Origin of the sequence: Devosia ureilytica (genome assembly GCF_024273195.1) — a bacterium.
Classification (GTDB): domain Bacteria; phylum Pseudomonadota; class Alphaproteobacteria; order Rhizobiales; family Devosiaceae; genus Devosia; species Devosia ureilytica.
This window is the reverse complement of sequence record NZ_JAMZCU010000007.1, coordinates 44,375-62,621: the sequence shown is the minus strand read 5'-3', so window position 1 is coordinate 62,621 and position 18,247 is coordinate 44,375. Positions and strand designations below refer to the sequence as shown.

General features: G+C 62.2%; 15 protein-coding genes. 10 read left to right on the top strand and 5 right to left on the bottom strand.

Annotated features, from left to right (window positions below):
- Nucleotides 1-2: 2 nt before the first annotated feature.
- The 3 genes from NIM87_RS16560 to NIM87_RS16550 all read right to left on the bottom strand — a co-directional run bounded on the left by NIM87_RS16560 (nucleotide 3) and on the right by NIM87_RS16550 (nucleotide 3,376).
- The gene (locus NIM87_RS16560) at nucleotides 3-1,463 is read right to left on the bottom strand and encodes a M81 family metallopeptidase (RefSeq protein ID WP_254675813.1); all 1,461 of its coding nucleotides are present in this window, start codon (nucleotides 1,461-1,463) and stop codon (nucleotides 3-5) included.
- Between the two features lie 81 nt (nucleotides 1,464-1,544).
- Nucleotides 1,545-2,717, bottom strand: a complete 1,173-nt coding sequence (locus NIM87_RS16555) for an MFS transporter (protein ID WP_254675812.1) — start codon at nucleotides 2,715-2,717, stop codon at nucleotides 1,545-1,547.
- Between the two features lie 170 nt (nucleotides 2,718-2,887).
- Nucleotides 2,888-3,376, bottom strand: coding sequence for a hypothetical protein (locus tag NIM87_RS16550; protein ID WP_254675811.1), 489 nt, complete (start codon nucleotides 3,374-3,376; stop codon nucleotides 2,888-2,890).
- Nucleotides 3,377-3,744: 368 nt separating this feature from the next.
- On the opposite strand from NIM87_RS16550, the gene NIM87_RS16545 reads away from it, so the two are divergent.
- The 7 genes from NIM87_RS16545 to NIM87_RS16515 all read left to right on the top strand — a co-directional run bounded on the left by NIM87_RS16545 (nucleotide 3,745) and on the right by NIM87_RS16515 (nucleotide 12,471).
- Nucleotides 3,745-4,899, top strand: coding sequence for a Gfo/Idh/MocA family protein (locus NIM87_RS16545; protein WP_254675810.1), 1,155 nt, complete (start codon nucleotides 3,745-3,747; stop codon nucleotides 4,897-4,899).
- 11 nt (nucleotides 4,900-4,910) lie between these two features.
- Nucleotides 4,911-5,798, top strand: a complete 888-nt coding sequence (locus NIM87_RS16540) for a carbohydrate ABC transporter permease (RefSeq protein WP_254675809.1) — start codon at nucleotides 4,911-4,913, stop codon at nucleotides 5,796-5,798.
- Between the two features lie 80 nt (nucleotides 5,799-5,878).
- On the top strand, nucleotides 5,879-6,742 hold the full coding sequence (locus tag NIM87_RS16535) for a carbohydrate ABC transporter permease (protein ID WP_254675899.1): 864 nt from the start codon (nucleotides 5,879-5,881) through the stop codon (nucleotides 6,740-6,742).
- A gap of 140 nt (nucleotides 6,743-6,882) precedes the next feature.
- A complete protein-coding gene (locus NIM87_RS16530; RefSeq protein ID WP_254675898.1) occupies nucleotides 6,883-8,076 on the top strand; it encodes an ABC transporter substrate-binding protein in 1,194 nt (397 codons plus the stop codon).
- Nucleotides 8,077-8,284: 208 nt separating this feature from the next.
- Nucleotides 8,285-9,361, top strand: coding sequence for an ABC transporter ATP-binding protein (locus NIM87_RS16525; protein WP_254675808.1), 1,077 nt, complete (start codon nucleotides 8,285-8,287; stop codon nucleotides 9,359-9,361).
- 30 nt (nucleotides 9,362-9,391) lie between these two features.
- Nucleotides 9,392-10,258: a MurR/RpiR family transcriptional regulator gene (locus NIM87_RS16520; protein WP_254675807.1), complete on the top strand. Its 867-nt coding sequence runs from the start codon at nucleotides 9,392-9,394 to the stop codon at nucleotides 10,256-10,258.
- A 200-nt stretch (nucleotides 10,259-10,458) separates the two neighbouring features.
- Complete coding sequence (locus NIM87_RS16515; RefSeq protein WP_254675806.1) at nucleotides 10,459-12,471, top strand: beta-N-acetylhexosaminidase; 2,013 nt, start codon at nucleotides 10,459-10,461, stop codon at nucleotides 12,469-12,471.
- Nucleotides 12,472-12,754: 283 nt separating this feature from the next.
- Here the strand turns inward: NIM87_RS16515 and NIM87_RS16510 are convergent, their stop codons facing one another.
- Nucleotides 12,755-14,212 carry a M81 family metallopeptidase gene (locus NIM87_RS16510; protein ID WP_254675805.1) on the bottom strand — a complete coding sequence of 486 codons (1,458 nt, stop codon included), beginning with the start codon at nucleotides 14,210-14,212 and terminating at the stop codon, nucleotides 12,755-12,757.
- Nucleotides 14,213-14,392: 180 nt separating this feature from the next.
- Between NIM87_RS16510 and NIM87_RS16505 the strand changes: the two genes are divergently transcribed.
- The 3 genes from NIM87_RS16505 to NIM87_RS16495 all read left to right on the top strand — a co-directional run bounded on the left by NIM87_RS16505 (nucleotide 14,393) and on the right by NIM87_RS16495 (nucleotide 16,760).
- Nucleotides 14,393-14,776 (top strand): RidA family protein, encoded by a 384-nt coding sequence (locus NIM87_RS16505; RefSeq protein ID WP_254675804.1) that lies wholly within the window; start codon nucleotides 14,393-14,395, stop codon nucleotides 14,774-14,776.
- Between the two features lie 146 nt (nucleotides 14,777-14,922).
- On the top strand, nucleotides 14,923-15,699 hold the full coding sequence (locus tag NIM87_RS16500; RefSeq protein WP_254675803.1) for an SDR family oxidoreductase: 777 nt from the start codon (nucleotides 14,923-14,925) through the stop codon (nucleotides 15,697-15,699).
- The gene (locus NIM87_RS16495; protein ID WP_254675802.1) at nucleotides 15,696-16,760 is read left to right on the top strand and encodes a D-TA family PLP-dependent enzyme; all 1,065 of its coding nucleotides are present in this window, start codon (nucleotides 15,696-15,698) and stop codon (nucleotides 16,758-16,760) included. The genes NIM87_RS16500 and NIM87_RS16495 overlap by 4 nt, the downstream gene beginning before the upstream one ends.
- On the opposite strand, the gene NIM87_RS16490 is transcribed toward NIM87_RS16495, so the two are convergent.
- The gene (locus NIM87_RS16490; protein ID WP_254675801.1) at nucleotides 16,757-18,244 is read right to left on the bottom strand and encodes an amino acid permease; all 1,488 of its coding nucleotides are present in this window, start codon (nucleotides 18,242-18,244) and stop codon (nucleotides 16,757-16,759) included. The two genes, NIM87_RS16495 and NIM87_RS16490, sit on opposite strands and share 4 nt — an antisense overlap.
- Nucleotides 18,245-18,247 lie beyond the last annotated feature (3 nt).

Here is an 18,247-nt window from a genome sequence, read left to right as displayed (position 1 = left end):
GATCAAGGGTGGGGGTGCCTTGCTGTTCCGTCACCCGCCCGCTTCGACCACCTCACAACCGGGGTAAACGCGAAATCCCGATCAAACGGATAGCTCGGACGGGGCGTATGCTTCCGCTCGGTGCGCTCCACGAACTGGTCGACCACTCCAGGCGACAACGCCATGATCCCGGGATTGGCTAGGGGGCCAAGCTCGGGCGAGAGATAGCCTGATTTCACCGTGATAATTTTCGCACTTTTGGGATCGAGCCCCAGCCTGGTGAAGTCGACAATGTTGTGGAATGGGCGGCGACGGGCGGTGAGCACCAGGTCAATGCCACCGATCCGCACCACGGCTTCGCGCAGGCGCGCGTCGTCCACTTTGGCAAGAAAAATCACCTCGGCCTCGGCATCCACTGGTGTGCTGGACGGATCAAGGCTGGCCCCGATATGGAGCATTAGCCGCGCGCCAACGCCCGCTGCATAGGCTGCATCGGTCGCCGCTTTGTCGGTGATCCCGGCAAAGATTACGCCCGTCGCGCCCCGCGCGATCAGCGCCGCGAGCACTTCGGCGCGATCGCCTACGCCGCCGCCGGTTGGATTGTCGCCCGATTCGGCCAGTACCACCGGATGGGTCAGGCTGGCGAGGGCGCGGTCGACACAATCCACAATCGAGCCGGTTTCCATGCCGAAGACGAAGCCCTCGCGGATATCCCAATAGTTCTGCGCCAGATGCGTGGCTGCCTTTTCGATAGCCGCATGATCCGTGCCGGTCACCACCGCGCAAGCGGTGGCGCGGGGCTCGTCGGCCCAGACATAGCCCACCTGGAACGAGGCATCCCAGATGCCGCTCGGCTCCTCGACTTCGTGCAGTTGGGTATAGAAGGTCCGCGCCGGTTCATCCTGGGTGGAGGTACGCTCGCCCGGCAGCAGTACCGGCACTGGCGCCCAGGCGAGGATAGGCTTTACGCCGGTCTTCAGCGCCCGCACCAGCATGGTCACGGCGCGGCGCATGGTGTCAGGCACATCGATATGGGGCGCGGTACGATAGGTTGAGAACATGTCCAGCCCGTCAATGATGCGCTGGCTGATATTGCCATGAAGGTCATAGCTGGCCGAAATCAGTACGTCGGGTCCGACGGTCTCGCGCACGGCGGTGATGAAGTCGCCCTCGGCGTCGAACATGCCTTCGACATTCATGGCGCCGTGCATGGCCAGATAGACCCCGTCGAGCGGCATGGCGGCTTTGAGGCCGGCGATGATCTCGGCCTTCCACGTGTGGTAGAGCGCCTGCTCCACCGGCCCGCCGGCAATGGCGCGGGCATGCATGATGGTGACGAATTCGGCAGGGAAATGGGTCAGAAAATCGAAATACTGGTCCTTGAGCATTGATGGGCCGCGCAGCACACGGAAATCGGCTTCACGGGCAAGCACAGGATTATAGGTGCTGCATTCGGTATGCAGTCCGGCAACGGCAATGCGCATCAGATCACTCCGGGACTTCGAGACGTCTTGTTAGATCAATTCGCTCCTTGGGAGCGATTTGAGGCGAAAAGGCCATGAGGGCTACGCCCGAAAGGCCGGGGCAGGGGAAGCCCTCTTGTTTGGCGTCAGTCGTCCGGTCAGCAGCACGCTCACGATCAGCACCGGGATGACACAGGCGACCCCAAGCCGGATGTTGCTGTGTTCGGCAACAAGGCCAATCAGCGGCGGCCCGATCAGGAACCCGGTCAAAGCCACGAAGGACAGCACGGCCACATTGGCCGAGGCGGCACGGTCGCCAATGCCGGCGGCAGCGGTCACCGCGAGGGGGAAGCCCACCGAAACGCCAACGCCAATAATGCCAAATCCCAATAGCGCAATCTGGACGCTGGGCGAGAAATAGAGCAGCACCGCGCCAGCGACGGCCAAGCTGCCACACAGGCGGGCGGTGTTGACGCCGCCGAGGCGGCGCTTGAGGAAGTCGCCGCCGAACCGACCGGTCGCCACCATGAAGGCAAAGACCGAATAGCCAAGGCCAACCAGGCCCCCTTCGGCATTGAGTGCGTCGCGCAGGAATATGGCGGACCAATCGGCCATGGCGCCTTCGGTCATGGTGATGCCGAAGACAAAGAGGCATATCCCGATCAGCGCCGGACTGGGCAGCGACCAGGACGAGCGCTGCGTCTCGCCGGCGGCCGGCGTGTCGTGCAGCACTGGTAGGGCGATGCCCGCGCCGAGCGCCACGGGCAGCACCAGTGCCGCCAGCAGGGGCACGGCGATGGCGGGGGCAATCCCCAGGCCAGCAAAGCCCGAGCCGATGAGGCTCCCCGCCATGATGCCGAGCGACCAGCAGCCATGGGCGGTGTTCATCAAAAGCCTGCCGGTGGCTTTTTCAACCAGGTCCGCCTGCACATTAAGTCCCAGCTCAACAAAGGAAATGGCCGAGCCAGACAGCATCAGGGCGACGAACAGCAGGCCCGCGTTGGGCGCCAGAACCGGCAAGCTCGCCGCAATCGAATAGAGAATGAAGCCGATGATGATGGCCATGCGCCCGCCGATCCGACCCACGAGAGGCCCAGCAAAGGGCAGCGTCAGCAATGTGCCCACCGGCATGCCGAGCAGCGCCAGCGCCAAGGCAGCTGGCCCCAGGCCAATGGCCGATTGCACTTCGGGAATACGGGGTAACCACGAACCAAAGGCGACGGGCTGCAGGAAGAACACCAGCATGACAAGGCGCTGAGGAGAGAGGAAGGACATGGCGCGGCTCAATCGTGAGGGCCACCGGCTTGCCCGGTGGCTCGATGCGACTCCCTCCCCTCTACGGGGAGGGCAGGGCTAGGGTGCTTTTTGCGCTTGGCGCTGGCTGGGACCTCACCCTCAGCCCCTCCCCGCGAGGGAGGGGGCTGGCAGGTGAAGGTTCTAGAACCTCAGCCCTGCTTGCCCATCGGATAGGGCAGGTACCCGACGAACCCGGTAAGCTTCCATTGCCCGGCGACCTTGCGGCAGAAATAGAGGGTCTGCCAGTTGAGACGATCAACGCCCCCGTCGGCCAGTTTGATTTCGCCGTCAAACTTCTTGTGGGCAATGGCGCGCTCGCCAGTGATCTCGATTTCGTTGAGGCTGGTGGCGCGATGGATGCCCGCTTCCTGGTCTTCGGCATAGACCACTTTCTGCCCTTCGTGCGCCTGGCGCAGCCACTCTTGGCTATAATCGGCCAAAGTCGGATAGCTGATCGTCCAGCCATCCGGATTGTCATCGCGATTTCCATTGATGCCCATGAAGTCATCGGCAACGAAGTCATCAGCTACCATCGACCAATCGGCATTGACGAAGGCCTTGATGTCGCGCGGCACCAGCATGGTCCAGATTGCCGAGCGGTCGGCGTCATTGGGGAAGGGATTGCTCGAATGGCTCATCGTCGTCTCTGTCTGTGGTGGGAAGCGCGCTGAGGCACGTTCGCCAGTTCTGTTTCATATTTTCATGTAGGCCATCGCAGCGACACTTCATGAAAGTGTCCACATGGATACCAATTGCGACATGCTGCGCCTTGTACAGCACTTTGTCCACACCCCTGATGCCGGCTTTGCGACGCAAAACGCTTAGAAATACAGCAAAGTGCTGCGGTTTTGGGCAGGGAAACATGGTGGCTTAAATTGGTATTGTAATGGCGTCGAATGTGTGTTGACATAGCGTTGAGAAGGCGCCTAGTCTTGAAAATCGTTTACACAAACGACACCGATCCGCAAGAGATCGGCGGACTAATAAAACAGGGAATGGCAGGGTTATGCGGGTAGGCATTATCGGCCTCGGTTATCGTCTTGGCTATCTGGCGCGGGTGTTTTCCGTTGCCCGGGACGATTTCGAGATTGTGGGTTATGTGGATCCGGCGCCGGCCGGTCTGGCCTATGCCACCGAACATGGCGTTTCTGTCGGCAAGTCCTATGACAGTCTCGAAGCGCTGATCGATAATGGCAATCTCGACCTGTTGATGGTCGGTTCGCCCAATCACCTGCACCTTGAGCACATCCGCATCGGTCTCGAGCGCGGCATGAAGATTTTTGCCGAAAAGCCGGTTGTTACCTCCATTGAGGACACCATGGCACTGGCCGAGCTGATCGGTAAGTATGGCTCCGACAATGTCATGGTTGGGCTCGTGCTGCGCTATGCGCCGCTTTATGTTGACCTGCGCAAGGCCCAGGCCGAAGGCAAGCTGGGCGAGATCACCTCAATTGAGGCCTCGGAGCATATTCCGCCCTATCACGGCGCCTTTTTCATGCGTGACTGGCGTCGCTATGGAAAATATTCGGGCAGCTTCATGCTCGAAAAGTGCTGCCACGATCTTGATCTCTACAACGGCGTCATGGGCTGCCGTCCGCGCTATGTTGCCAGCTTCGGCGGGCGCAAGACCTTCGTGCCGGACAATGCTCCGCAGGAAACCGGCGTCAATGATCTCGAAGTCTATCACCGCAAGCCGTCCGGCTGGCTGGGGAGCGACAAGGTCTTTGACAGCGATGGCGATATCATCGATTTCCAGACCGCCATCGTTCAATACGAAAATGGCTCGGCGCTGACCTTCCACACCAATCTCAATGTGCCCGACGATTTCCGCCGCTTTGCGGTGATGGGCGCCAAGGGCATGGCGGAAGGCGACTTCATTCGCAATTACTTCCGCGTCACCGACAGTCGCACCTCCGAGCGCCTGACGGACGCCACCTACCAGACCTCCGAGCTCTCCCAGCACTATGGTGCCGACGAGCAGATGGCCGAGGACATCCTCAAGCACATGCTCGATGGTGTGCCGCTGCCGGTCTCGGTCACCGATGCACTTGAGGCGGGGCTGCTAGCCCTCTCGATGGACGAGGCGATGGTCAACAAGACCGTCGTCGACATGGCCCCCATCTGGCAGCGTTTCGATGCTGCTCTGGGCCGCGGGCACTGAGGAGACAGCCGATGACCAGCACCAGAAGCGCCACCCTGTTCGCCCTCGCCCTGCTGGCTCCGGCACTGATCTACATCCTGATCATCGTGGCCTATCCACTGGTCGACACGATCATCCTCTCGTTCACCAATGCCTCGTTGCGCGCCACCTACGATTTTGTCGGTTGGGCCAATTACGAGCGCATCTTTGGGGCCGGAAATTTCACCGAGGTAATCATCCGCACCTTCGTGTGGACCTTCTTCTCGGTGTCGATGAAAATGATCATCGGCATGTGCGGCGCTGTGCTGCTCAATGCCGCCATTCCCGGCCAGATGGTCTTCCGCATCCTCACCATGCCGCCCTGGATCGTGCCCATGGCCATCGGCATCTTCATGTGGGGCTGGATGTATAACGGCCAGTTCGGCATGATCTCGGGCCTGTTGCAGAACTTCGGCGTCATCGACCGCCCCGTGGCGTGGCTCGCCTATGGCGACACTGCCTTCTGGGCCACCATCGTCACCGACGTTTGGATCGGCGTGCCCATGGTCACCATCTATTTCCTGGCCGCCATGCAGTCGATCCCGCGCGATCTGCATGAGGCCGCCTGGACCGATGGCGCTGGCCGCTTCTATCGCTTCCGCCGCATCACCGTGCCGCTGATGGTACCGGCAATCATCACGATGAGCCTGCTTTCGCTCATCGCCACCTTCAATTCCTTCGACATCATCTGGATCCTGACCCAGGGCGGTCCGTCCGGCTCGACCACCACGATGATTATCGACACCTACAAGACTGCCATGGGCTCTCGGAAGTATGGCGAAGGCGCTGCCCGCGCCGTGGTCATCTCGATCTTCGTGACCATGTTCTGCATCGTTTACTTCCGCGCCGTGCGCAAGCTCCAGCAGGGAGAGGCCAAATGAGCGACGTCGCCCGCACCACCGAAGTTGCCGCCGCCGAGAGCAAGGTCAGCATCAAGCCACAGGTCAAAACCCGGCGTGGCATGTGGTCTGCTTCCCGCCCGATGATCGACCGCTATCGCCTGATCGAGGTGATCGGGCTCTATGCCGGCATTGCGGTATTCCTGTTCTTCGTGCTGGCGCCCTTTATCGAAGGGTTCCTGGTGTCCCTGAAGCCTTTGGCGCAACTGTTCTCGACGCCCTATAGCTTCATTCCCAAGACATGGTCCTTCGATTCCTACGTCAATATGTGGACGTCGGTCCCCATGCTGGGCATGCACATTTTCAATTCCTTCTTCATCTCCACCGTTGTGACCATGATCGTGGTCGCCGTGGTGGTGCCGGGCGCCTACGCCTTCGCCCGCTTCAACTTTGCCGGGGCGGGCCTGCTGCTCGCCGGGTTCCTCGCCGTCAACATGTTCTCGGGCGCCGTGCTGCTGATCCCGCTGTTCCGCCTGATGCGGACCCTGGGGCTGCTCAATACTTATTGGGCCATGATCGTGCCGGGCGCCGCCTTTCTCATTCCCTCGTCTATCTGGCTGTTGCGCACCTATATGATGCGCATTCCGCGCGAGCTGGACGAGGCCGCCTGGGTCGACGGAGCATCGCGCCTCTATACCCTGCGTCGTGTCATCCTGCCGCTGGCCATGCCGGGCATCGTGGTGGTCGCCATCATGACCTTCATCGGCGCCTACGCCCAGCAGTTCATCTTCGCGCTGACCTTCAATTCCAAAACCGAATTCATGCCGCTGCCGATCGGGCTGTTCGCCTTCTTCGGCAAGCAGGAAGTGGTCTGGAATGAGCTGATGGCAGCCTCGTTCGTCGGAATCCTGCCGGTCATGATCGTCATCGTGTTCCTGCAGCGCTATCTCGTCGCCGGCCTGACCGCTGGTGCCGTGAAGCAGTAGAGAGCGTTTCCACTTCGGAAACAGGATCAACAAGGAGTTTGGAGCTGGTCGGGTGTTTCGGTGAAACACGAGGCAGCTTCGGAAAGGGCCGAGGGGCCCACATCAAGGGAGACTACCAAGTGAAAAAGACAATCGGTTTGATGGCCGTGTCCATGCTGGCTCTGGCCGGCGCCGCCCCGGCGGCCTTTGCCCAGGACAAGGAAATCACCTTCATCAACTGCGGTGACGAGCTGACTGCAGGCTATGCCGAACACTTCGCCGAGTGGGAAGCTGCCAATCCCGGCTTCAAGGTCGTGCCCGAAATCGTGGGCTGGGGCCAGTGCCAGGACAAGGTGACCACGCTGGCCGCTGCCGGCACCCCGGTCGCGCTGGCCTATGTCGGCTCGCGTACGCTCAAGCAGTTCGCCCAGAACGACCTGATCGTCCCGGTCCCGATGACCGAAGAAGAAAAGGCCGCCTACTACAACTATGTGCCCGACACCGTGACCTTCGATGGTACCCAGTGGGGCGTTCCGGTGGCCTTCTCGACCAAGGCGCTGTTCTGGAACAAGGACCTGTTCGAAGCTGCTGGCCTCGATCCGGAAACCCCGCCCAAGACCTGGGAAGAAAAGATCGCTTTCGCCAAGCAGATCACCGAGAACACCGATGCCGCCGGTTATGGCGCCGTCGCCAAGACCTTCGACAACACCATGCACCAGTTCCTGCACTGGGTTTACACCAATAACGGCCAGGTGATCGATGCCGATGGCAACATCACACTGAACTCGCCGCAGGTTCTGGCGGCCCTGACCGCCCTCAAGGACATCATTCCCTACTCGGAAGAAGGCCCGACCGCTTACGAGCAGAACGAAGTCCGTGCCATCTGGCTGGACGGCGGCGTCGCCATGATCGAAGCCTCCCCGGGTGCTGCCCTTCGTGCCGAAGAAGCCGGCATGAATTGGGGCGTTGCCAACCTGCCACTTGGGCCCGACGCCAAGGGTCCCGGCACGCTGCTGATCACCGACGCGCTGGCCGTGTTCAAGGGCACCGGTGTTGAAGAGCAGGCCATCAGCCTTGCCAAGTACATCACCGACGGCGACCGTCAGTGGGATGCGGAAATGGCACAGGGCCTGACCCCGCTGCGCCCGCTTCACTCCGATGAACTGGTTGCCGAAAAGCCCTATTGGGCGCCCTTCCTGGACGGCATCGAGTTCGGTGGCCCCGAGCCGCTGCTGACCGACTATATCGGCCTGCAGAACGTGATGATCGAAATGGTCCAGTCCGTCGTGACCGGCGCCGCCGAGCCTGCCGCTGCCCTTGAAAAGGCCGCTGCTGAACTCGAGCAGTACAAGTAACTTCGAGCCGGCCGAAAGGCACAATCGCTCCGGTGGAGCGATTGTAGGCGAGAAGGCCATGAGAGCTATGCTCGAATGGCACCTCCCGACCTCTAGCCGTCGCCCCTCGGGGCGGCGGCTTCCCAAACAAGCGTTTCCAGCAAAAGTTGCCACCGGTTTGCGGTTCGGAAACGCGACAACGAGATTTCATTCGCCGGAGACGCGAACCATGTCGCAGCTGAGCCTCAAGCACCTCGAAAAGAGCTTCAACGAAGCGCGCATTATCAAGGGCATCGACCTGGATGTGTCCGAGGGCGAGTTCGTGGTCTTCGTCGGTCCATCCGGTTGCGGCAAGTCGACCTTGCTGCGCATGATCGCCGGCCTCGAAGACGTCACCGCCGGTGAGATCGAAATTGGCGGCAACGTCGTCAACGACCTGCCGCCCGTGCAACGCGGCATCGCCATGGTGTTCCAGTCCTATGCGCTCTATCCGCATATGAGTGTCTATGAGAACATCGCCTTCCCGTTGCGCGTTGAGAAACTGCCCCAGGCCGAGGTCGAAAGCCGCGTCCAGGCCGCCGCCAAGGTGCTCCAGCTCGAAAGCCGTTTGCAGCACCGTCCCGGCCAGCTCTCAGGGGGCCAGCGCCAGCGCGTTGCCATCGGCCGCGCCATCGTTCGCCAGCCCAAGATTTTCCTCTTCGACGAGCCGCTGTCCAATCTCGACGCCGCCCTGCGCTCGGAAATGCGCATTGAACTGATGGAGCTGCACAAGCGCCTCGGTTCGACCATGATTTATGTGACCCACGACCAGATCGAAGCCATGACCATGGCTGACAAGATCGTGGTGCTCAATGCCGGCGAAATCAGCCAGATTGGTTCGCCCTTGCAGCTTTACCACAAGCCCGACAATCTGTTCGTCGCCGGCTTCATCGGTTCGCCCAAGATGAACTTCATCTCCGGCAAGGTGCGTGCCGCCGACGGCACCAAGGTTACCGTTGACCTGGGGACCCTGGGCGTCATCGAAGTGCCGCGTGCCAGCACCGAAGTGGCCGGCCAGGACGTGACGCTGGGTATCCGTCCCGAACACCTGACCCTCAACCAGGGCGAGTTCATCATCCAAACCACGCCAAACATCGTCGAGCACCTGGGCATCCACACGATTTCCTACTCGACGTTGCCGGGTGGCGAGAACTTCATTGGCCTGTTCGAGGGCGCACCCGACATCCAGGATGGCAAGCCGGTCCGTGTCGGCTTTGATGTCGCACAGGCGCATTTGTTCGACGCCCAGGGCCTGGCGGTCTACTAATCCGGTCGCACCGGTTGAGGGGGACGCGCGATGCTGGATATTGTTGGGCTGCTGCAAACCGAGAAGGACGCATTCACGCGTTCCGAACGGGCCCTCACCGAAATCGTGCTGGCCGATGTCGATAGCGTGCTCAAGATGAGCATTGTCGATCTTGCGGCGCAGGCGGAAGTGTCTCCGCCCACCGTCACCCGCTTTTGCCGGCGCCTTGGCTGCGACAGCTATGCCGATTTCAAGGTGCGACTGGCTCAGTCCCGCTTTGTCGGGCAACGTTATTTCGCCCCGGCGTCCGGCCCATCCAGCGTCCGCGAGATCGCCCAGGGCGTCGTCAACGGCATCCAGTCCACCATCTATGACGCCTTTGATCGCATCGATTTTGACGCCATCGAACGGGCGGCGGAATCGCTGTGCAAATCCAGCTTCGTGCTCAGCTTTGGCTCGGGCGGCTCGTCATCCATGATGGCCAATGAAGCCGAAGCGCGCCTGTTCCGTCTGGGGCTCAAGGTCACGGCATCGACCGACCACCAGGTGCAGATGATGCGCGCCGCCTCGGCGCCATCGGGCACGGTGCTCATCGCCTTCTCGCTCTCGGGCAATAATGTGCCCTTGGTCAAGGCGCTGTCGGTGGCCGGCGAATATGGCATGACCCGCATCGTGGTGACACGCCCCGGCTCGGTGCTGGCCGAGCAGGCTGATATTTTGCTGCCCGTACAGTGGCGCGAGAACCAGGACATCCTGCGTCCCACGCCCGGCCGCTACGCCTTCCTGGCGACGCTGGACATCCTCAGCCAGACTATTGCTGCCCGCCTCGGCTCCTCCGCCGTCGCCAGCATGCGCCGTATTAAACACCAGCTCGTCGTCAACCGTGACGGCGACGACGCCCAGCCGCTGGGGGATTGATGCAACGTGGTTCGGGGGTGCTTGCAGCCCGAAATCCATTCTGCGGCCCCACCCCACCCTCAATCCCTCCCCATCAAGGGGAGGGAGGCGCAGGCTGAGGCGCCAATGCTCATCGTCTCCCTCCCCCTTGTAGGGAGGGACCAAGGGTGGGGGTGTTGCGCCCGCCACCGTGCTCAGACTTCAATGACAGAGTTATTTCAATGGCTTTTTCCTTCTCCCTCGTCACCACCTGGTCCCCCGCAACCGATAGCGAGCCGCTTGGCTATGGTCTGGAGCTGACCAATACGGGCGATGCACCCGTCGCCAATTTTCAACTCGGTTTCTCCGGCCCTGCCCGTATCGATCCGCATGCAACGCTCGAGAACGGCAAGCTCCTGAGGCGTCTTTCCAACCACACGATGATCGCACCGCCCGACGGCTACGTGCTGCGGCCGGGTGAAACCTGGACCGCCACCGCCCGCGGCCTCTCTTATGGCCTCCGCCACTGGAGCGACGGCGCCAATTCAGCCTATGTTGTTCTCGAAGGTGGCGAGATCATCGCCATTCCGACGGCGCCGACCCAGGGCAAGGGCCACAATTCGCCCCTGCTCAAGGGTGCGGCGCGTTTCCCGGTTCCGGCCAAATCGCCAGCCCCGCATTCGATCATTCCCTGGCCCCGCCATGTCGATACCAAGGGCAGCCGCATTGCCCCGGTCGGTTTTGATTTGATGCCCGATGGCGAACTGGCGACCCGCGCCGCCGCCGCCTTTGCCAATCTCACCGCCGAACTGTTCCCGGTCGAGGCCATCGTCCGTCCGGCATCCGAAGCCGGCATGCCGGTTCATGTCATGGAAAAAGCAGGTTTCGGTCCCGAAGCCTATGAAATCACGTTTGCCGAAAACAGCGCCACGGTTTCGGCGACCACCCGCGCGGGTCTCTTTTATGGCCTCGTGACCCTGGGCCACATGCTGCGCGGCGCGCGGCAATATCCGGGCACCTTCACCTTCCCCACCGGCGGCGTGATCAGCGACGAACCGGGCTTTGAATTCCGCGGCAGCCATCTCGACGTGGCGCGCCAGTTCTATACCGGTGCCGAAGTCAGCCGTCTTATCCGGCTCATGGCCTGGAACAAAATGAACAAGTTCCACTGGCACCTGACCGAGGATGAAGCCTGGCGGCTTGAGATCGACGCCTATCCGGCGTTGACCGAAATCGCTGCCTGGCGCGGTCACGGCAAGGCCCTGCCGCCGCTGCTCGGCTCCGGTCCGCAGCCCACCGGCGGCTTTTACAGCAAGAAGGTTGTGCGCGAGATCGTCGCCCTGGCCGATGATCTGGCTATTGCCGTCATTCCCGAAATCGATATGCCGGGCCATTTCTACGCGGCGCTGCAGGCGCTGCCCGAATTGCGCGACCCCGATGAAAAGGGCGAGTACCAGTCGGTCCAGGGGTTCCCAAACAATAGCCTCAACCCGGCCCACGAGCCGGTCTATCGCTTCGTCGAAAAGGTCGTGGACGAAGTGCTCGAGCTGTTCCCCGCTGGCATTTTCCATCTCGGCGCGGACGAGGTGCCGCTGGCCGCCTGGTCCGGTTCGCCGCTCGCTCTCGATATGATCGAGAAGATGGCGGGCCCCGCCATGCGCAAGAAGCACGAAGCCCAGTTCAACCAGCTCGGCAACCACCATGGCGCCGACGAAATCGAGGGTTCGCCCACAGCCGTCATCCAGGCCGAGTTCATCCGCCGCGTCCACAAATATATCGCGTCCAAGGGCGCGGTGACCGGTGGATGGGAAGAAGCGGCGCATGGCGACGCGGTCGACAAGGCCACCTCCTATGTCATCGGCTGGCGCAATGTGGAGATCAATGCGGCGCTGGCCGAACGCGGTTTCGACATCGTCGTCTCGCCCGGCCAGCGCTACTATCTCGACATGGCCAATGGCGTCAGCTGGGCCGAGCCCGGCGCCGGCTGGGCCGGCTGGTCCGGGCCGCAGGAAACCTATGAGTTCGAGGCTCGCGCTGGTTTCTCCGATGAGGGCCTCAAGCATTTGAAGGGCATCCAGAGCTGCATCTGGTCGGAGAGCATGACCGACCGCGCCATCTTCGACCGCCTGGTCTTCCCGCGCCTCTCGGCCATCGCCGAAGCGGGCTGGACCCTGCCCGAACGCAAGAGCTGGGACCGTTTCAAGTCCATGGTCGGGCTGATGCCGATCATGTACGGCCACTGGTCTGCGGAGTAGGCACAGCTTTCCCTTCTTCCCTTGTGGGAGAAGGTGCCCGCAGGGCGGAGGAGGGGGCCGCAACACCCACAATGCCGCAAATGTTTGAAGCCACCGTGCAGAGCACTCGCCACTTATTCCTCTCCCCATCGGGGAGAGGGTGGATCGGGCGAAGCCCGAGACGAGTGAGGCGTATGTCGCCCGAGGCGCGAAGCCACTCAAAAGCCCTGCAATTCGAGCACAGCGCGCATGGCCTTGTCGTTTCAAATCTCTCCGCCGGGGAGATTTGCCCGGCGGGACAACGTCAAGCCCAGGGGTTCTCCACCATCGGCCAGATATCCTTGCGCGCCTTGCGGTAGTCCGTTTCCGCCGGCCTGTTGGGATAGGGTTTCCCCGCCGAGCAATAGACGATCTCCGAGGCGATCCTGGAAAACGAGTCGTAAAAATGGTTGGTCGACTTGATCAGCAGGATTTTGCGCGATTTCGGATCTATACCCAGGGCTGAAAACAGGCTCGGGTCAAAGCTTTGCGCCCGGGTGGAATTGAGGATCACATCGATCCCGTCGAAATGCACCCATGCGGCGTCGCCAAAAGGTGCGAAACTGTCGCCGAACTTCATCTCGGCATTGCGTTTGAGCCGCTTGACCGTGACACGCTTGTCGATGGGCTGACCGGTCATCGGTGCCGACTTGGCCCCGAAGCGCAATGGCACCACCGCGCCTTCGCCGGCGGCAAAACAAATCTGCACCGCAATCGGGTCCCAGATGGTGCCCACGGCAACATCGGTCGCGCCGCGCGCGATCAGTTCAGCAAGGATCACCGTGGCATCGCCCGCCGTGCCGCCGCCCGGATTGTCCCACACATCGGCAATGACAACCGGCCCTTTGGGCGCGGCCAGCGCGGCGTCCACGGCAACCACCTCATCCACCTGGCTGACCATGAAGGTGCCGCGCATGGCAAAGAGTTCGCGCCCGAGCTTTTCGGCCAGCGCCGCGCCCATATCGGCCCGATCATCAGTGATGGCAAGCAGTTTGGTGCCCATTGCCGGCACGTCACCGGCCATGAAGCCGTGCACCACCGAAAGTGAGAGCAGGCCCGGCTCGGACTTTTCGAGCGCCATGAGATTGTCGACGAACCCCCGCATCGGCTGCTTGGAGGTGGGAAAAACATCGATCATCCGGCAGTCGAAAATGCTCATCACCGGCTTGATCTCGCCTTTCAGCGCCCGCACGGCTATCGACCACAGGTCGCGCGCGCGGTCGACGAAATCGGTGTGCGGGAACTCCTTGAAATAAACAAAGAAGTTCGCGGCATCCGCCCGTTTGGCGGTGAGATGACTATGCGGATCAAGCTCGGCGCAGACCAGCACGTCCGGGCCGACAATGGCGCGGATACGGCTCAGCAGGTCCCCCTCGGGATCGTCATAGCCTTGCGCGACCATAGCGCCATGCAGGCCCAGCACCACCCCATCCACCGGCATGGCGGCGTGCAATTGGCCGATGATTTCGTCGCGCAGCTCCTCATAGGTTGCCTGCGCCACCAGTCCCGCCGGGTCGGCCCAGCTGGCCGTGCCCTCGATCAGGGTCCACCCTTCGCGGGCGCACACTTCTCGCCCGACGGTGATCGGCGCGGTGCACAGCGTTGGCGTTGCCGGATGCTGCCCCGGCTTGGCGTGCAGCGAGGCTTCGAACGCCCGCTTGTCGATGGCAATGGGCGAAAACGTATTGGTTTCGGTGGCAAGGGCAGCGGTGAAAATGCGCAAGGCTCTGAATTCCGAACTGAAATGGCGCAGAAGGATACCCCACGCTACACCAGTGGCCACGTAAGTTCACGTAAGAAATTTACATTTTGGGGCTGCATGGCCGCTGAAAATATGAAATTCTGGCGATAAATAGCATCGCAAAAGAAATTCACTTTCATAGGTGCCGAGATGGAGATGGAAATGCCGATCAAACGCTATGGCGCAGAAAAGTCCGGGGCCGGTGGCCAAAACCTGCCCTTCGCCCGGGCCGTCGAGGCCGGTGGCTGGCTCTATGTCTCGGGCCAGGTGCCCATGAAGGATGGCGAGATTGTCGGCACTGGCATCATCGAGCAGACGCACCTGACCATTAAGAACGTCATCGCCATTCTCGAAGAGGCCGGTTATGGGCTGGAGCATGTGGTGCGCTGCGGCGTCTGGCTCGATGACCCGCGCGACTTCTGGAGCTTCAACGCGGTCTACAAGTCCTACTTCGGTGAGCACCCGCCGGCCCGTGCCTGCGTGCAGAGCCATATGATGGTCGACTGCAAGGTCGAAATCGAATGCGTGGCCTATAAGGGGCCGTGAGGGTAGCGCACGCGGCCCCACCCCACCCTCATTCCCTCCCCATCAAGGGGAGGGAGGCGCAGGCGCCGGGCCAGTGTTCATCGTCTCCCTCCCCCTTGTGGGGAGGGATCAAGGGTGGGGGTTCTTATTGTGCAGGTGAACGACCAATGACAGCCAGTCCCTTCCGCCTCGACGGCAAGACAGTTCTGATTTCCGGCGCTGGTGGCGGCATTGGCCGCACCCTGGTGGAGACCTTTCATGCCGCAGGCGCCGAGGTCGTCGGCGCGGACCGAGACGCAACCCTGCTCGACGGACTGCCGCTCCTCCGCACGGTCCTCTTCGATCAGGCCGATGCCAAGGCCACCCGCGCCGCAATCGATGCCGACATTGCCGCCCATGGCGTGGTCGACGCCGTCATCGCCAATGCCGGCTTCACCCGCGCCGAACATCTGGGCCAGCTAAACGACGATATCTGGGCTAGCGAAATGGCCATCAATCTCGGTGGCGCCTATGCGCTGGTCGACTCGATCACCGCAGCCATGGCCGCGCGCGGCGCGGGCAATGTAGTGTTCATTTCCTCGGTCAACGCGCTCGCCCATTTCGGCAATCCGGCCTATTCGGCAGCCAAGGCCGGGCTGATTGCCTATGCCAAAGCCATCGCCGTCGAGCGTGGCGGGCAGGGGGTGCGCGCCAATGTGGTGGCGCCCGGCTCGGTCCGCACCCCAGCCTGGGATCACCGTCTCGCCGCCAATCCGAACCTGCTCGATAATGTGCTGCCGCACTATCCTCTGGGCCGCATGGTCAGCCCGGCTGAAGTCGCCAACGCTGCTCTGTTCCTTGCCTCCGACGCCGCTTCCGGCGTCACGGGTGTCACCATACCCGTGGATGCCGGTCTCACCGCCGGAAACCTTCGGTTCGTCAATGAAGTGCTGAGGGCGCAATGACCCATTTTTCCGAACTCGACACGCCCGCCGTCCTCATCGACCTCGACCGCGCCGACGCGAATCTCAAAAAGGCCCAGGCCGCTGCCGACAAGGCCGGCATCGCCTTGCGCCCCCATATCAAGACCCACAAGTTGCCGTTCTTCGCCAAGCGCCAGGTCGAATTGGGCGCCGTCGGCATCACCGTGCAAAAGCTGGGCGAAGCCGAGGTCATGGCCGACGCTGGCCTTTCCGACCTGCTGCTGACGTTCAACATCATCGGCGCAGCCAAGCTCCAGCGCCTCAAGGCCCTGCATGAGCGCGTCACCATCCGCACCGTCGCCGATAGCGCCGCCTGTGTCGCTGGCCTTGCCGGAACCTTCACCGATCCGGCCCGCCCTCTTGGGGTTTTCGTCGAATGCGACACCGGCATGGGCCGCTGTGGTGTGCAATCGCCCACTGCCGCGCTGGATCTGGCCCGCGGGATCATCGCCGCGCCGGGCCTGGCTTTCGCCGGGCTGATGACCTACCCCGCCGCCGGCAAATACCAGGCAGCAGCCCAATGGCTGGCCGACGCCAAAGCCTTGTTCGCCAGCGAAAACGTCGATCTGCCCACCATCACCACTGGCGGTACGCCTGACATATGGCACATGGACGAGGCGGCCCGCGTCGCCACCGAATATCGCCCCGGCACCTATATCTATATGGACCGCTCGCAGGTCGCCGCCGGTGCTGCCGACTTCGACGATTGCGCCCTGACGGTGCTGGCCACTGTCGTCTCGCGCCCCACCGAAACGCGCGTCATCATCGATGCCGGCTCCAAGGCGCTGACCAGCGATCTGCTCGGTCTCACCGGCCACGGCCATGTCGTCGAATACCCCGATGCGAAAGTGGTGGGTCTCAGTGAAGAACACGGCACGCTTGACGTTTCCGCCTGCGCCACCAAGCCCGAGATCGGCGACAGCATCCGTATCATCCCCAATCACTGCTGCCCGGTCACCAACCTCTTCGACCGCATCAATCTGATCCGCAACGGCGAACTGGTGGAGACTGTCGCGGTGGCCGCGCGTGGCAGGGTGGACTAAGTCCTCCGCTCCCTCCCGTGCGCCACCGCAAATTCCTCCTCCGGTGACAGAATAAGCTGATGGCGTCCGAAAAGGGCGAAATAGGCGATGCAAACGCCGAACCACAGCGCCACGCCGAATATGCCGGCACGATAAGTCGGGTCGCCCAGCTGGAACCACAGGGTAACTGCGGCGATCGTCATGGTCACGACCGCGCCGGCAATGCCGAAGGGATTGCGGAAGGGGCGTTCGATTTGGGGGAAGTTGCGGCGCAACAGGATGAAGCTCAGTGCCTGCATGATATAGCTCAGCATGGCGCCAAAGACGGCCATGTTGAGCAGCGTAAAGCCAATGATCGAGCCGCGGCTGTCTTCACCCGCGAGGAACCAGATAGCGCCGAGCACGCCCAGTCCGACGAGCGCCCCGAACACCATGGCCAGATGTGGGGTGCGGCGCTGGTCATGGGTGAGCGAGAGGAATGTTGGGAAATAGCCGGCGCGGCTCAGCGAATAGATTTGCCGCCCCTGGGCAAAGACCACCGTGTGGAAAGAAGCCACCAGCCCCATCACGGCCACCAGCGCCAGCACTTTGGCGAGGCCATCGCCATAAATGGCGCGGAAGCCGTCGAGCAGCGGTTCGCCCGAGCCGCCCAGCGCAAACGAGCCGACCCCGACCACCGCGGGATTGAGCGTCAGCACGGCCAGTGCTGACACCGAGAGCGTCAGGAAACCGAGGATAATGCCGCGCGGCATGTCGCGCTTGGGGTCCATGCTTTCCTCGGCAGCCAGTGGCAATTGCTCGATGGCAAGGAACAGCCAGACCGCGAAGGGCATGGCCATGAACACACCCATGATCCCATTGGGCAGCAGCGGCCCATTGCCCTCGGGCAATTCGACGCCGCCTGGCCCCACATTGAGCGCATAGCGGGCAAAGTCGATATTGGGCAGGGCGGAGATCCAGAACACGACGAGGCACGCCAGCGCCAGCAGGGTCACCAGCACGGTGACGCGAAAGCTCAGCGCCACGCCCCACATGTTGAGGCCCACGAACACAAGGTAGCACCCCACCCACCAGGCCGGCTGCCAGGCTTCGGGTGTCTCGAAAATGCCGGTCATATAGGAGCCGATGAAGAATGCGATGACCGCCGGGGCCAGCACATATTCGACATTTTCCGTCAGCCCGGTGAGGAACCCGCCCCAGGGGCCCATGGCAGTGCGGGCAAAGGAATAGGCGCCCCCGGTATGGGGCAGGGCCGGACTCATTTCGGCAATGGCAAACGTCAGGCCCAGATACATCAGCCCGACGATCAGCGTCGCCAGCAGCATGCCGCCCCAGCCACCCTGCAGCAATCCGCCGTTCCAGCCGGAAAAGTGCCCCGAGATCACGGCGCCGACGCCCAGCGCCCAGAGGTGCCAGGCATTGGCGTGGCGCACGAGTCCTCGCCTGTCGAAATAGGCCTTTTCGCGGTTGGCATAGGCCACGCCGCCTCTTCCGGTCTCAGTCATCGC